Below are 13056 nucleotides of genomic sequence, written 5' to 3' on the forward strand. Positions count from 1 at the left end.
CGACCGACTCGAGCAGCTCGGCCTTCATCTCGGCGCGCCCGGGGAGCGTGCGCACCGGCTCGAGCACGCTGGCCAGCTCGTCGGGCCGGCGCTGGAGGAAGTCGGCGAGGCCGGAGGAGGCCCCCACCACCAGAAGCAGCCGGGTCAGGGCCTCGTCGTCGGCGAGGACCGCGTCCATCCGGTCTCGGTGCCGCCGCAGCAGGTCGATCAGAGCGAGCAGCGCCTCGTCCGGGTCCGCCACCCGGGCGAAGGAGGGCAGCACCGACTCGAGCTGCCGCCCGGCCAGCTCCTCCGCCTCGGCCAGCCGCGCCCCGGTCTCGCCGAGCGCGGCGAAGCCGAGGCGTGCGACATCGCGGAGGGAGCGTTCGCGGGGCATGGCCGAGGCGTCAGAGCATCTCGAGATTGCTGCGGAGCTCGTACGGCGTGACCTGGGCGCGGTACTCGGCCCAGTCCTTCCGCTTGTTGAGCAGCACGAAGTTGAACACCTGCTCGCCCAGCGTCTCGGCCACGAGCTCGGACTCCTCCATCAGCGAGATGGCGCGGTCGAGGCTGGCGGGCAGGGCGCCGTAGCCGAGCGCCCGGCGCTCCGCGTCCGACAGGGCCCACACGTTGTCCTCGGCCTCGGCCGGGAGCTCGTAGCCCTCCTCGATGCCCTTCAGCCCGGCTGCCAGGAGCAGCGAGTACGCCAGGTAGGGGTTCGCCGCGGAGTCCAGCGCCCGGTACTCGATGCGCGACGACTGCCCCTTGTTGGGCTTGTAGAGCGGGACGCGCACGAGGGCGGACCGGTTGTTGTGGCCCCACGAGACGTAGCTGGGCGCCTCGTCGCCGCCCCAGAGCCGCTTGTAGGAGTTGACGAACTGGTTCGTCACGGCGGTGATCTCGGGGGCGTGCTTGAGCAGGCCCGCGATGAACTGACGGCCGAGCTTCGAGAGCTGGTACTGGGCGCCCTGCTCGTAGAACACGTTAACGTCGCCCTCGAAGAGCGAGAGGTGCGTGTGCATGCCCGAGCCGGGGTGCCCGGAGAGCGGCTTCGGCATGAACGTCGCGTAGACGCCCTGCTCGATCGCCACCTCCTTGATCACGGTGCGGAAGGTCATGATGTTGTCGGCAGTGGTGAGCGCGTCCGCATAGCGGAGGTCGATCTCGTTCTGGCCGGGGCCCGCCTCGTGGTGGCTGAACTCGACCGAGATGCCCAGATCCTCCAGCATGCGCACGGAGCGGCGGCGGAAGTCGTGCGCCGTGCCTCCGGGGACGTTGTCGAAGTACCCGGCGGAGTCGACCGGCTCAGGACCCTCGGCGCCGAAGGACGACGACTTGAGGAGGTAGAACTCGATCTCGGGGTGCGTGTAGAAGGTGAACCCGCGCTCGGCCGCCTTCGCCAGCGTGCGCTTGAGCACGTTGCGCGGGTCGGCGACGGCGGGCTGGCCGTCCGGCGTGGTGATGTCGCAGAACATCCGCGCCGTCGGGTCGATCTCTCCGCGCCACGGGAGGATCTGGAAGGTCGACGGATCCGGATGCGCGAGGACGTCGGCCTCGAAGGACCGGGTGAGGCCCTCGATGGCGGAGCCGTCGAAGCCGAGCCCCTCCGCGAACGCGCCCTCCACCTCGGCCGGCGCGATCGCGACCGACTTCAGCGTGCCGACGACATCGGTGAACCAGAGGCGAACGAATTTGATCCCTCGCTCTTCAATGGTGCGAAGAACGAAGTCCCGTTGCTTGTCCATCCAGACCCCTCCTGTTTCGACCCTCAGGCTACTGCCTCCGACCGGGGCCCGCGGGGCGCCCGAGGCGCGCCGTAGACTGGCGCCCATGTCAGCGCAGCCCGTGAAACGCGTTCGAACCCGCCACTTCCAGAACGCGAAGGACTCCGGTGTCCGCATCACCGGGCTGACCAGCTACGACCAGCTGACGGCGAAGATCTTCGACGACGCCGGGATCGACTTCCTCCTCGTGGGCGACTCCGCCGGCAACACGGTGCTCGGCTACGACACCACTCTGCCCGTCACCGTCGATGAGCTCATCCCGCTGGCGCGTGCCGTCGCCGGAGCCGTCGAGCGCGCCTTCGTCGTCGCCGACATGCCCTTCGGCTCCTACGAGTCGGGTGCCGACGACGCGCTGCACACGGCGTTCCGCTTCATGAAGGAGACGCACGCGCACGCGGTGAAGCTCGAGGGCGGAGTCCGCTCCGCCGAGCAGATCCGGCGCATCGTCGAGGCGGGCATCCCCGTGATGGCGCACATCGGCTTCACGCCGCAGAGCGAGCACGGGCTCGGCGGCCACATGGTGCAGGGGCGCGGGGAGGGCATCGAGCAGCTGCTCGCCGACGCGCGCGCCGTCCAGGAGGCCGGTGCGTTCGCCGTCGTCCTCGAGATGGTGCCCGCCGACGCGGCACGTCAGGTGACGGAGGAGCTGCGCATCCCCACGATCGGAGTCGGAGCGGGACCGCACGTCGACGGACAGCTGCTCGTGTGGACGGATTTCGCCGGATTCACCACCGGCCGCATCCCCCGCTTCGTGAAGCAGTACGCGGATCTGCGCGGCGTGCTCACCGGAGCGGTCACCGCGTACCGGGACGACGTGGAGTCCGGCGCCTACCCCGGCGCCGAGCACAGCTACGAGTAGCCGCGGTCAGCGGTCCTCGGCGGCGTCCTCCTCGGCCCACTTGCGGCTGTTCTCGTGCAGCCGCTCGAGGGCGTGCTCCGCCTCCTCGCGAGAGGAGAAGGGCCCCACCCGGTCGACGGAGGGGGACACGAATCCCTGCTCCACCGTGCCGGCCTTGAGGTTGTACCACCAGGAGTTCGCGTCGCCGTCAGCCATGCCGCGATCCTACGCCGCAGCCCGCGTCGGTCCGCACCCCCGCCCTTCGCTAGCATGGCCGCTATGACTGCTGCGGCGACCGCTATCGGGATCGACATCGGGGGAACGGGCATCAAGGGGGCCTCGGTGGACCTGGCCGCGGGCACCCTGCTCAGCGACCGGATGAAGCTCGCCACTCCCCCGGGAGGCACGCCGAAGGACATCGTCGCCACCGTTCAGCAGATCCTCGAGAAGATCCCGGACCTGCCCTCGGACACCCCGGTCGGCATCTGCTTCCCCGCCGTCGTCGTCCACGGACGGACGATGTCTGCGGCGAACGTGTCGGACGAGTGGATCGGCCTCGAGGCCGAGAAGCTGTTCGAGGACGCGATCGGCCGGAACATCTTCTTCGTCAACGACGCCGACGCGGCGGGCTACGCCGAGTCGCGCTTCGGAGCGGCGAAGGACAAGGAGGGCCTGGTCATCATGACCACCCTCGGCACCGGCATCGGGACGGCGCAGATCCACGACGGGATCCTCATCCCCAACGCCGAGCTCGGCCACCTCGAGATCCACGGCGGCGACTACGAGAAGAAGGCCTCGTTCGCCGCCAAGGAGCGCGACGACCTCGACTACAAGCACTGGGCGAAGCGCCTGCAGCGCTACTACTCCCACCTCGAGGCGTTGCTCTGGCCCGATCTCTTCATCGTCGGCGGCGGCATCTCCAAGCACCACGACGAGTTCCTCCCGCTGCTCGACCTGCGCACCCCGATCATCCCGGCGGCGCTCCGCAACAACGCCGGCATCCTCGGCGCGGCCGCGCTCGCAGGGCGGGGCTGAGTCTTTTTCCTCGGCGGTCCCCGCCCGCCGAGGCGCGGTCGGCCTCGGGAGGTGACGCGTTCCGGGGAGCGGGGTGCGGACGGCTACGGCGAAACGCTGGCACGCGTTTCGCCGGTTCGCCTGGTGCGTGGCGCCATGGCGGACGGACGTGATCGGACTTTCAGGGTCCAGCGGTCGCGGTGAGCCAGGACGGGGGCGGGGGCACCTGGTCCTCGGCGGCGATCCGCAGCGGCGTCTCAGGACCGTCCTCCGGGATCGGCGCCTGCCGGACGTCGTGCTGCACCGCTTCGTCCGCAGGAGGCAGCGCGAGAGATGGACCGCGCCAGTCCTGTCGAGTGGCGGCGCAAGGATGTATCGAGACCCGGGAACCGCCACGGCAGGCCGTCGCGCTGCCTGCGGGCGGGAGCGCGAGCTCGGCGACCGGCGGAGACGCGAGATGCCCCGCCGGGGCGGGGCATCTCGTGGCGAAGGGGTCGGCTGATACGCCGGGTTCTGTTCACGCCGCGCCTCTCGGCGGGCGCTGGACGGCCATCTCTCTCGGAGCCACGTCGCCGTGACCCTCCAGCGGTCTACCCGAGGACCCGACGAGCAGCCGCATCGTCCTCTGTCTGACCTTGCTCCGGGCGAGGTTTACCGAGCGGACCGGATCACTCCGGCCCCTGGTGGTCTCTTACACCACCGTTTCACCCTTACCGCCGGCCGGAGCCGACGGCGGTCTGTTCTCTGTGGCACTGTCTCGCGGGTCGCCCCGGGTGGGTGTTGCCCACCGCCCTGCTCTGCGGAGCCCGGACGTTCCTCGGCACCACGGCTCTCGCCGCGGTGACGCGACCGTCTTGCCGGCCCGTTCGCCCGTCCAGTGTACGGCTCAGGCGAGGGTGGACTCCTCGCCGCGCACCAGGATGCAGCCGCTGTCGGGGCAGAGGACGACCTCGTCGGGAGCGGAGGCGCGGATCCAGGAGAGGTCCGACTCGGTGAGGGCCACGCCGCTCCCCTCCGACACCTTCCCGCGGAGGAGGGCCGCGCCGACTCCGTAGCGGGCGCGCTGCTTCTCGTACAGCTCGACCAGGTCCTCCGGAAGGGTCGTCACCAGGTCCGCCCGGTCCCGGGCGAGCGCCTCCTGCTTGTCGCGGAGCTTCTCGGCCTGCGCGTCGCGCTCCTCGGCGAGGGTCCCGAGCGCGGCGACGACCTCGTCGCGCTCGGCCTGAGCCGCGGCGACCTCGGACTCGATGCCCTCGATCCGCTCCATCAGGGTCAGCTCGATGTCCTCGAGGTCTCCCCGCCGCTTCACGAGGGAGGTGATCTCGCTCTCGAGCGCGGCGATGTCCTTGGCCGCGGATGCGGTCTGCAGGCGATCGCGATCGCGGGTGAGCCGCTTCTCGACCACGCCGACGTCGGACTCGATGCGTCCGAGCTCGGTGCGCACGTCCTCGAGGCGCCCGGTCCGCTCGGCGAGGGAGCGGCGGGTCTCGTTGTCGCGGGCCTGCATCGCCTGGATCCGCGCGATCTGCGGGAGCGTCGCGAGAGCGTGGCGCAGCTGCGCGCCCCTCGTGTCCAGACTCGCCAGAGTCAGGAGTTCGCGCTGGTGTGCGGGGCTGGCTTTCACGTGGCGGTCCTCGTTCCCGGCGCGCAGTACGGGCGCGCCGCGTCCATTCTCCCGTGCCCGCGGCGGGTCAGTGCACGATCGCGAAATCCCACGGGTCGGTGCGGGTCTCGCTCACCTCGACGGTGACCGTGGGCAGGGCCTCCCGCAGCGCGGTCGCGGCGACGTCGAGCCACAGCCACTCGCTCGCCCAGTGCGAGACGTCGATGAGGGCGGGGCCGGTGCCGTGCAGGGCCTTCTCGCGCGCCTCGGACGCCGGGTGGTGCCGGAGGTCGGCGGTGATGAAGACGTCGCTCGTGCGGACGGCGGGGGCGTCCAGGAGCGAGTCCCCCGCTCCCCCGCAGAGCGACACGCGGCGCACGGGCGTCTCGTAGGCGCCCGCGGCCCGGACTCCCCCTGCGGTGGCCGGCAGGAGCTCGGCCACGGCTCCGGCCAGGCGTCCGAGCGTCACCTCCTCGGGCAGGTCGCCCACTCGGCCGAGCCCGACCGACGGGTCGGCGCCCGGGACGAGCGGAGTCGCGCCGGTCAGGCCGAGGCGGGTGGCGATCACGTCCGAGACCCCGTCCGCGACGATGTCGGCGTTCGTGTGGGCCGAGATCAGTGCGCAGCCGCCCCGGATGAGGTCCGCGAGCAGGCGGCCCTTGTAGCCGTCCTCGGCGATCGAGGTGACGCCGCGCAGCAGCAGCGGGTGGTGCGCGACCAGGAGCTGGTATCCGCCGTCGACGGCCTCCGCGACGGTGTCGGAGACCACGTCGACCGTGAGCAGGATCCGCTCCACCGCGGCGTCGGGGTCGCCGGTGACCAGGCCGGGCGCGTCCCAGCTCTCGGCGGCCGCCTCCGGCCAGAGACGGTCGATGACGGCGTGGACGTCGCGCAGTGAGGGCATGCGTCCAGGGTAGGGCCGCTCAGCGCGGGTGGTCGGTCCCCACGGCGCGGATCTCGGCGTCGGCCGCCGCGTCGAGGTCGGCTCGCAGGTGGTCGTCCGACTCCGGCAGGCGGACGGTGATGCCGCTGTACTGCTCGATCTCGATCAGGCCCGCGACTCCGGAGGCAGCGAGCACGTGGCCGCCGATCCCGCCGGTGGTGTCGACGACGTGCGTGTGCAGGCCGGCGATGCTGATCCCCTGGAACGGCTGCGGGCCGACGAAGCCCAGCAGCGTGCCCTCGACGCCGGTCCGCCGGACCTCGTGCTGGTCGCGCATCGCGTCCGCCAGGCGGCGGTAGGGCTTCGCCCGCGCGATCGGCCGGCGCAGGATCGGGGTCTCCGCCCGCGCGCGCAGGCGGACGCCGACGAAGACGTCCGGACCGGGCACGAGCGAGCGCACCGCGGCCGGTCCGCCGAGCGGCGCGATCGGGAGCCGTCGCGGCGCACGGTCGGTGGTCCGTGCTTGCCTGGGGACCATGAACGAGTACCTGCCCTGGGCCGTCGCGGCCGCCCTGCTCCTGGCCCTCCTCATCACGGTCGTCGTCGGCCGCCGACGGCGCACTGCGGCGGGAGCGGCGGCGGAGCAGGCCGCGAAGGAGGCCTCGGAGGAGCACCAGCGCACGATCGCCGAGCGCGACCGGAGCCACGAGGCGGCGCTGAAGACATTGACGGGCGCGCGCGACGCCGAGCGCGACCTCAGTCGGACCGAGCTCGAGACGGCGCAGGAGGAGGCCGAGCAGACCCGTGACGCCCTCGCGCGGACCTGGAGGAGCGAGGCCGTCTCGCACACCCTGATCCGGGAGGCGTGCGCCTCGGCGGGGCTGTCCGGCGTCCTCGCCACGAACGTCGTCTTCGTACCGGTCGACGCGCGCACGACGCGCCGCTTCCTCGCGCAGATCGACCATCTGCTGCTCACCCGGCACGGCGCGCTCATCATCGAGGCCAAGTACTGGCAGGGGGTCGTCTTCGACGGCGTGCGACCCGGTACCGTCCACCCGTCCTACGGCGTTCTCCTCGACGAGGACGCCCTGCCCGAGGCCTTCGCGGTTCAGATCGCACCGGGGACGGCGTCGCGGTGGACGGTGCGCACCCATGTCGAGCAGCACGTCCCCGCCCGGCAGGTCCGGATCCAGGCCGCGAGGTTCAAGGAGCACCTGGCCCTGCACGGACTGCCGGCGCCGTGGTTCGAGACGGCCGTGCTCTACAGCCACCCCGACGTGAGGACGTACGCGCCGGGATGGCAGGGCTCGGGATCGGCACGGACGAGGATCGTGACGGGAGTCGACGAGCTGACGGACGCTCTGGCCGATCTCGCCCGGCGCCCGGGCACCACGATCGGGGAGGACGCCTGGGGCGAGCTCTCCGGATTCCTCGCCGGATGCGGCGGCCATGTGGAGCCGGTCGGGCCGACGCGTGCGTGACCAGCAGGGGGACCCGGCGGCCGGACGGGCACGGTCATGACTGGCCTGACCGGCCTGAGCCGGACAGGACGGCGCCGGACAGGACGACGCCAGACCCTGTAGCGCCGTGAACGACGAAGGTCCGCACTCCCGGAGGAGTGCGGACCTGTTCGGTGGATCCGAGGGGATTCGAACCCCTGACCCCCTGCATGCCATGCAGGTGCGCTACCAGCTGCGCCACGGACCCATATCTTGTTCTGTCTTGCTTCGTACTGTCTTTCGCTGTCTCCGCCCGGCGGAAGCAACTCGAATAAACTACAACACGATCCGCGTGAAGTGAAATCGAGCGCTGTCGCCGGGCGTGTTCGTCAGTTCGAGGACGTCGACGAGTCGACGGCGACGGGCTGCTCGAGGGTGAACGGCACCGTCGGGCAGTCCTTCCAGAGACGCTCGAGCGAGTAGTACATGCGGTCCTCCTCGTGGAAGACGTGCACGACGAGGTCGCCGAAGTCGAGGAGGATCCAGCGGCCCTCCGCACGGCCCTCGCGGCGCAGCAGCTTGGCGCCGGAGTCGTTCAGGCGGTCCTCCACCTCGTTCGCGATCGCGACCACGTTGCGCTCGGAGCGGCCGGTGGCGAGGAGGAAGATGTCGACCAGCGGCAGCGGCCCCGAGACGTCGAGGGCGACGAGGTCCTCACCGCCCTTGGAGTCGGCGGCGGTGGCCGCGAGCTGGAGCAGGGCGCGGGCGGAATCGGTCGCAGTCATGAAGCCTTCAGTGTCGGTGGTGGAGATCAGAAGATGTTGAGCACGAAGCCGCCGATGAACAGCGCGATCGCGCCGACCAGCAGGACGGCCGCGGTGATCGCGAGGACCACCGGGACGCTCACGCCGGCGCGCTTCTGCGGCGCGATCATCGAAGTGCCGGCGGCGTGGGTGGAGACGGCGCTGGACGCCCGGACCGGCTCGGACTCGCCGACGGGCTGCTCGCGGTCGATGCGGTCGACGTAGCGGTCCACATCGGGCGAGTCGTAGAGGTTCGGGTGCTGGCCCGTGGAGCCGAGGCTGCGCGGGAGGTCGAACGAGCCGGTGACGAGGATCTCCCCCGTGTCCGTGCCGACGGTCGCGCCGGGACCCGTGGTCGGCAGGATCAGCGCGTTGGTGGTGGTGACGGCACCGGTGGCGGCGACTCCGCTCGCGATGAGGGAGTCGAACGAGGCGTCCACCTCCTCCTTCGACTTGCTGTCGAGCTCCTCGGTGATGGCGAGGTGCTCGATCGGCGGCTCGAAGCTCCCGGTGATCTCGGTGGCCTTCTCGTCGGCGATGTCGAGGGATCCGCCCACCGACGCGAAGAGCGCGGTGTTCAGGTGCGGCTGCTCGGGTTGCTCGCCGGCCGTCGGCTGTTCGTCGTCCGCGTCCCGCTCGTCGGAGGCGTCCGCGGACGGCGTCTCGTCGTCGGAGGAGGAGCTCTCGATCTCGGCCTCGTGCACCTCGGCCGCGTCGGCCTCGTCGGCGTCCGCGGTCGCATCGGTGGCGGACTCGTCCGCCTCCTCCTCGGACGCCTCGGGGGCGTCCTCGGTGACGACGTCCTCGTCGCCCTCCGGCTCCTGCTCCGCTGCACCCTCGGGCACCGGCTCCGCATCATTGGACTCGTCGGCCGCCTCGATCACGGGGACCGCCCCGGTCGGCGGGAGCGCCGAGGCGCGCTCGAGGGCGCCCTCGACGTCGTCGGAGCGCTCGTCGTCGGACCGCTCCTCGTCGGCGGGCGGCTCCGCCTCCGGTGCGGCGGCGACCTTCTCCGCCTGCTGCTGCGCCAGCAGTGCGCGCAGCTCCCGACGGGTCAGCTGGCGGCCCGTGGCGTTCTCGGTGGCGACGATCTCCATCGAGGAGGTGCGCAGGTCGGGCTCGCTCGCGGGGCTCGGCTCGACGGGGGTGATCCGCAGGGCCTGGGTGGGGGTCAGCACCGGCATGTCGCCGGCGGTGGTGGCGGTCGCGGTGGCAGCTCGGCGGGACGTCGTCGGAACGGCGGCGGTCGTGGCCGCACCGGCCTCGCGCCTCTCGCGCTCGCGGATCTCGCGCCGGGTGAGCGGCTTCTCCTCGGGCTGAACTGTCATGACGTGCTCCGATACAGGTGGTGCTTCGAGATGTACTGGACGACACCGTCGGGAACCAGGTACCAGACCGGATGACCCCGGTTGACGCGGCTCCGACAGTCGGTCGAGGAGATCGCCAGTGCCGGAATCTCCAACAAGGATACGTCCTGGGCCGGCAATCCCGAAACGTTGAGGACGTGCCCCGGCCGGCTGACGGCGACGAAGTGGGCCAGCTCCCACAGCTCGTCGTAGTCCTTCCAGCTCAGGATCTGAGCGACCGCGTCCGCGCCGGTGATGAAGAACAGCTCGGCGTCGGGGTGCGCGGCGTGGATGTCCCGCAGGGTGTCGATCGTGTAGGTCGTGCCGATCCGGTCCACGTCGACGCGACTGACGGTGAAGCGCGGGTTCGACGCCGTCGCGATCACCGTCATCAGGTACCGGTGCTCGGCGGAGGTCACCGTCTTCTTGTGCCACGGCTGGCCGGTGGGCACGAAGACGACCTCGTCCAGGTCGAACGACTGGGCCACCTCGGAGGCGGCGACCAGGTGACCGTGGTGGATCGGGTCGAAGGTGCCGCCCATCACGCCGACGCGCGGACGCCGCGGGCCTCCGCTCGCGGCGGACGTCACGATCGCTGGGCTCCCCGCCTAGTGTCCGTGACCGTGCTGGTCGTGGGAGCCGGCGCCGGTCTTGTGCGAGTGGCGGTTCGCCACGTCGCGGTAGCTCCAGGTGACGAAGCCGAGGGCCGTGAAGGCGACGGCGGCGATCAGGCCGAAGACGATCGGGGGGAACGGCAGCTCCGTGTGGGCCGCTGCTTCGGCGAGGACGGTCGTCGCGAGGGACATGCAGTGCTCCTTGGAGGTCGTGGTCGCCCCGGCGGGGCTCCGACGAGTCTACCCGGACGCCGCTCGACGGTGGATCGCCGGTCCGGGCGCTAGGCGCGGACCTGTCCTGCGCCGCGCAGCAGCCATTTCGTGCTGGTCAGCTCGGGGAGACCCATGGGGCCCCGAGCGTGCAGCTTCTGCGTCGAGATGCCGACCTCGGCGCCGAACCCGAACTCCCCGCCGTCGGTGAAGCGGGTGGAGGCGTTGACCATCACGACCGCGGAGTCGACCTCGGCGAGGAAGCGCTCGGCGCTCCGGAGGTCGTTCGTCACGATCGACTCGGTGTGGTGGGTGGAGTACCGGTCGATGTGGGCCATCGCGGCGTCGAGGTCATCGACGATCGCGACGGCGACGTCGAGCGAGTAGTACTCCGCGGACCAGTCCTCATCGGTGGCGGGCACCGCGTCGGGCCAGAGCGCCGCGACGCGCTCGTCGCCGTGCACGGTCACTCCCGCTTCCGCGAGCCGGCCGAGGACGGGCGGAAGGAGGCGCTCGGCGGCGTCGCGGTGGACGAGGAGGGTCTCGAGGGCGTTGCAGGTGCTCGGACGCTGCACCTTGGCGTTGTGGACGATGTCCACGGCCCACTGCTCGTCGGCACTGGCGTCGAGGAAGACGTGGACGACTCCGGCGCCCGTCTCGATCACGGGGACCGTCGACTCCGTCACGACCGACTCGATGAGGCCCGCGCTCCCCCGCGGCACCAGGACGTCGACGTAGCCGCGCGCTCGCATGAGGGCCTTCGCGCCCTCGCGGCCGTGGTCGTCGACCGTCTGCACCAGCTCGGCGGGCAGGCCGACGGAGGCGACGGCCTCCTGCAGCAGCTCCACCAGGACGCGGTTCGTGTTCTCCGCGGCTGTGCCTCCGCGCAGGATCACGGCGTTCCCGCTCTTGAGGGCGAGCGCTGCGATGTCGATGGTGACGTTCGGGCGCGCCTCGTAGATCGCTCCGACCACGCCGAACGGGACCCGCACCTGGGTGAGGGAGGCGCCGTTGGGCAGGTTCGATCCCCGCACCGTCTGCCCGACCGGATCGGTGAGCCCGACGACCGCGACGACGGCGTCGGCGAGGGACCCCAGGCGCGCCGCATCGAGGCGGAGGCGGTCCTGCAGGCCCGCGCTCATCCCGCTCTCGCGACCCCGCTGAAGGTCGAGCTCGTTCGCCGGGACGACGCGCTCGGCGCTCGAGCGCACCGCGTCGGCGATGGCGAGCAGAGCCCGGTTCTTGAGGTCGGTGGTCGCACTGCGGAGGGAGCGCGACGCGGCACGGGAGGCGGCGAACCGCTCGGTCAGCGCACTGCTGTCGGGGGTCGTCTGCGGCATCCGGCCAGTGTAGAGGCAGACGACCCCGGCGGCGGGAGTCAGCTCTCCTCGCCGGCCTCCGTGCCGTCGCCCTCGTCGGCGACGCGCCAGACGCCGCCCTGGCGCTCGCGCTCGAGCTCCGCGCGGGCCTCGGCCTTGGCGTCCATCCGCTCGAAGTAGTCCTCGCGACGCTCGTTGCGGGTCTTGCGCCGGTTGTCCTCGAGGCGGAGGTCCGTTCCGCGGGGCGCGGTGATGAGCTCGGCCGTCGAGGTGAGGGTCGGCTCCCAGTCGAAGACGACGCCGTCGCCGGGGCCGATGACGACGGTGGAGCCGGCGACCGCTCCAGCCGAGAACAGGCCGTTCTCGACTCCGAGCTTGGCCAGGCGGTCGGCGAGGAAGCCGACGGCCTCGTCGTTCGTGAAGTCGGTCTGCGCGACCCAGCGCACGGGCTTGGTGCCCAGGACCCGGTACACGTTGCCGTACGAGCCGCCCTCGACCCGGATCTCGAATTCCTTCTCGTCCACGGCGCGGGGGCGGATGGTGATGCGCTCCACCCGCGGCACAGCGGCGAGCTCGAGGCGGTGCTTCTCGACGATCTCGGCGAGGGCGAACGTCAGCTGGCGGAGTCCCGAGTGGCTGACCGTCGAGATCTCGAAGACGCGGTAGCCGCGGCCCTCGAGGTCGGCCCGGACGAAGTCGGCCAGCTCCTGGGCCTCGGGCACGTCGACCTTGTTGAGCGCGATCAGCTGCGGGCGCTCGATCAGCGGCACCTGTCCGTCGCCGACGGGGTACGCCGCCAGCTCCCCGAGGATGATGTCGAGGTCGGTCAGCGGGTCGCGGCCGGGCTCGAGCGTGGCGCAGTCGAGCACGTGGACGAGCGCGGTGCAGCGCTCGACGTGGCGGAGGAACTCCAGGCCCAGGCCCTTGCCCTCGCTCGCGCCCTCGATGAGACCGGGCACGTCGGCGACGGTGAAGCGCGACTCCCCCGCCTGCACGACGCCGAGGTTGGGCGCGAGGGTCGTGAACGGGTAGTCCGCGATCTTCGGCTTGGCCGCCGAGATCGCCGCGACGAGGCTCGACTTGCCCGCCGAGGGGAATCCGACGAGCGCGACGTCCGCGACGGTCTTCAGCTCGAGGACGACGTCGCCCTCCCAGCCCGGCGTGCCGAGCAGCGCGAAGCCGGGCGCCTTGCGCTTCGTGGTGGCGATCTCGGCGGCCAAGCCG

14 protein-coding genes, 1 tRNA gene, 1 other RNA gene and 1 pseudogene are annotated in these 13056 nt (G+C 71.5%); 3 read left to right on the top strand and 14 right to left on the bottom strand.

What is annotated here, in order from left to right; genetic code table 11:
• Both C5C27_RS14285 and C5C27_RS14290 read right to left on the bottom strand, forming a co-directional pair.
• Window positions 1–376, bottom strand: a pseudogene (locus tag C5C27_RS14285) (bifunctional glutamine-synthetase adenylyltransferase/deadenyltransferase); the annotation flags it as partial.
• A 10-nt stretch (window positions 377–386) separates the two neighbouring features.
• Window positions 387–1724, bottom strand: a complete 1338-nt coding sequence (locus C5C27_RS14290) for a glutamine synthetase family protein (RefSeq protein WP_068253236.1) — start codon at window positions 1722–1724, stop codon at window positions 387–389.
• 85 nt (window positions 1725–1809) lie between these two features.
• Between C5C27_RS14290 and panB the strand changes: the two genes are divergently transcribed.
• Window positions 1810–2622: a 3-methyl-2-oxobutanoate hydroxymethyltransferase gene (panB, locus tag C5C27_RS14295; protein ID WP_104226711.1), complete on the top strand. Its 813-nt coding sequence runs from the start codon at window positions 1810–1812 to the stop codon at window positions 2620–2622.
• Window positions 2623–2628: 6 nt separating this feature from the next.
• Here the strand turns inward: panB and C5C27_RS14300 are convergent, their stop codons facing one another.
• Window positions 2629–2817: an SPOR domain-containing protein gene (locus tag C5C27_RS14300; protein ID WP_104223671.1), complete on the bottom strand. Its 189-nt coding sequence runs from the start codon at window positions 2815–2817 to the stop codon at window positions 2629–2631.
• A 63-nt stretch (window positions 2818–2880) separates the two neighbouring features.
• On the opposite strand from C5C27_RS14300, the gene ppgK reads away from it, so the two are divergent.
• Complete coding sequence (gene ppgK, locus C5C27_RS14305; protein WP_104239180.1) at window positions 2881–3636, top strand: polyphosphate--glucose phosphotransferase; 756 nt, start codon at window positions 2881–2883, stop codon at window positions 3634–3636.
• A gap of 465 nt (window positions 3637–4101) precedes the next feature.
• On the opposite strand, the gene rnpB is transcribed toward ppgK, so the two are convergent.
• The 4 genes from rnpB to C5C27_RS18150 all read right to left on the bottom strand — a co-directional run bounded on the left by rnpB (window position 4102) and on the right by C5C27_RS18150 (window position 6639).
• An RNA gene (gene rnpB / locus C5C27_RS14310) (RNase P RNA component class A) lies at window positions 4102–4480 on the bottom strand.
• Between the two features lie 21 nt (window positions 4481–4501).
• Window positions 4502–5239, bottom strand: a complete 738-nt coding sequence (locus C5C27_RS14315) for a zinc ribbon domain-containing protein (protein ID WP_104314740.1) — start codon at window positions 5237–5239, stop codon at window positions 4502–4504.
• Between the two features lie 67 nt (window positions 5240–5306).
• Window positions 5307–6122, bottom strand: a complete 816-nt coding sequence (locus tag C5C27_RS14320; protein WP_104223674.1) for a Nif3-like dinuclear metal center hexameric protein — start codon at window positions 6120–6122, stop codon at window positions 5307–5309.
• 19 nt (window positions 6123–6141) lie between these two features.
• Window positions 6142–6639 (bottom strand): acetolactate decarboxylase, encoded by a 498-nt coding sequence (locus tag C5C27_RS18150; RefSeq protein ID WP_181133552.1) that lies wholly within the window; start codon window positions 6637–6639, stop codon window positions 6142–6144.
• On the opposite strand from C5C27_RS18150, the gene C5C27_RS14330 reads away from it, so the two are divergent.
• The gene (locus tag C5C27_RS14330) at window positions 6638–7582 is read left to right on the top strand and encodes a nuclease-related domain-containing protein (protein ID WP_104314741.1); all 945 of its coding nucleotides are present in this window, start codon (window positions 6638–6640) and stop codon (window positions 7580–7582) included. The genes C5C27_RS18150 and C5C27_RS14330 overlap by 2 nt on opposite strands.
• Before the next feature lie 153 nt (window positions 7583–7735).
• Here the strand turns inward: C5C27_RS14330 and C5C27_RS14335 are convergent.
• From C5C27_RS14335 to obgE, 7 genes are all read right to left on the bottom strand, one after another.
• A tRNA-Ala gene (locus C5C27_RS14335) sits at window positions 7736–7808 on the bottom strand.
• A gap of 121 nt (window positions 7809–7929) precedes the next feature.
• Complete coding sequence (gene rsfS, locus C5C27_RS14340) at window positions 7930–8325, bottom strand: ribosome silencing factor (RefSeq protein ID WP_104223676.1); 396 nt, start codon at window positions 8323–8325, stop codon at window positions 7930–7932.
• Window positions 8326–8351: 26 nt separating this feature from the next.
• Window positions 8352–9671 (bottom strand): hypothetical protein, encoded by a 1320-nt coding sequence (locus tag C5C27_RS14345; protein WP_104314742.1) that lies wholly within the window; start codon window positions 9669–9671, stop codon window positions 8352–8354.
• Window positions 9668–10279, bottom strand: coding sequence for a nicotinate-nucleotide adenylyltransferase (gene nadD / locus C5C27_RS14350; protein WP_104314743.1), 612 nt, complete (start codon window positions 10277–10279; stop codon window positions 9668–9670). Before nadD ends, C5C27_RS14345 begins: the two co-directional genes overlap by 4 nt.
• Window positions 10280–10297: 18 nt before the next feature.
• A complete protein-coding gene (locus tag C5C27_RS14355; protein ID WP_104223679.1) occupies window positions 10298–10495 on the bottom strand; it encodes a hypothetical protein in 198 nt (65 codons plus the stop codon).
• A gap of 89 nt (window positions 10496–10584) precedes the next feature.
• The gene (locus C5C27_RS14360) at window positions 10585–11853 is read right to left on the bottom strand and encodes a glutamate-5-semialdehyde dehydrogenase (protein ID WP_104239186.1); all 1269 of its coding nucleotides are present in this window, start codon (window positions 11851–11853) and stop codon (window positions 10585–10587) included.
• 38 nt (window positions 11854–11891) lie between these two features.
• Window positions 11892–13056, bottom strand: a 1165-nt coding sequence (obgE, locus tag C5C27_RS14365) for a GTPase ObgE (RefSeq protein WP_104314745.1), incomplete at its 5' end; no start/stop codon positions are given.

This window comes from Rathayibacter sp. AY2B7 (assembly GCF_002931635.1).
Taxonomy (GTDB): Bacteria; Actinomycetota; Actinomycetes; order Actinomycetales; family Microbacteriaceae; genus Rathayibacter.

What these genes read in the sequence shown, in the direction of transcription:
- C5C27_RS18150 (WP_181133552.1), bottom strand. Translation starts at nt 6,639, where the DNA reads ATGGTCCCCAGGCAAGCACGGACCACCGACCGTGCGCCGCGACGGCTC.
- C5C27_RS14300 (WP_104223671.1), bottom strand. Translation starts at nt 2,817, where the DNA reads ATGGCTGACGGCGACGCGAACTCCTGGTGGTACAACCTCAAGGCCGGC.
- ppgK (WP_104239180.1), top strand. Translation starts at nt 2,881, where the DNA reads ATGACTGCTGCGGCGACCGCTATCGGGATCGACATCGGGGGAACGGGC.
- rsfS (WP_104223676.1), bottom strand. Translation starts at nt 8,325, where the DNA reads ATGACTGCGACCGATTCCGCCCGCGCCCTGCTCCAGCTCGCGGCCACC.
- C5C27_RS14290 (WP_068253236.1), bottom strand. Translation starts at nt 1,724, where the DNA reads ATGGACAAGCAACGGGACTTCGTTCTTCGCACCATTGAAGAGCGAGGG.
- C5C27_RS14355 (WP_104223679.1), bottom strand. Translation starts at nt 10,495, where the DNA reads ATGTCCCTCGCGACGACCGTCCTCGCCGAAGCAGCGGCCCACACGGAG.
- C5C27_RS14330 (WP_104314741.1), top strand. Translation starts at nt 6,638, where the DNA reads ATGAACGAGTACCTGCCCTGGGCCGTCGCGGCCGCCCTGCTCCTGGCC.
- C5C27_RS14360 (WP_104239186.1), bottom strand. Translation starts at nt 11,853, where the DNA reads ATGCCGCAGACGACCCCCGACAGCAGTGCGCTGACCGAGCGGTTCGCC.
- C5C27_RS14320 (WP_104223674.1), bottom strand. Translation starts at nt 6,122, where the DNA reads ATGCCCTCACTGCGCGACGTCCACGCCGTCATCGACCGTCTCTGGCCG.
- panB (WP_104226711.1), top strand. Translation starts at nt 1,810, where the DNA reads ATGTCAGCGCAGCCCGTGAAACGCGTTCGAACCCGCCACTTCCAGAAC.
- C5C27_RS14345 (WP_104314742.1), bottom strand. Translation starts at nt 9,671, where the DNA reads ATGACAGTTCAGCCCGAGGAGAAGCCGCTCACCCGGCGCGAGATCCGC.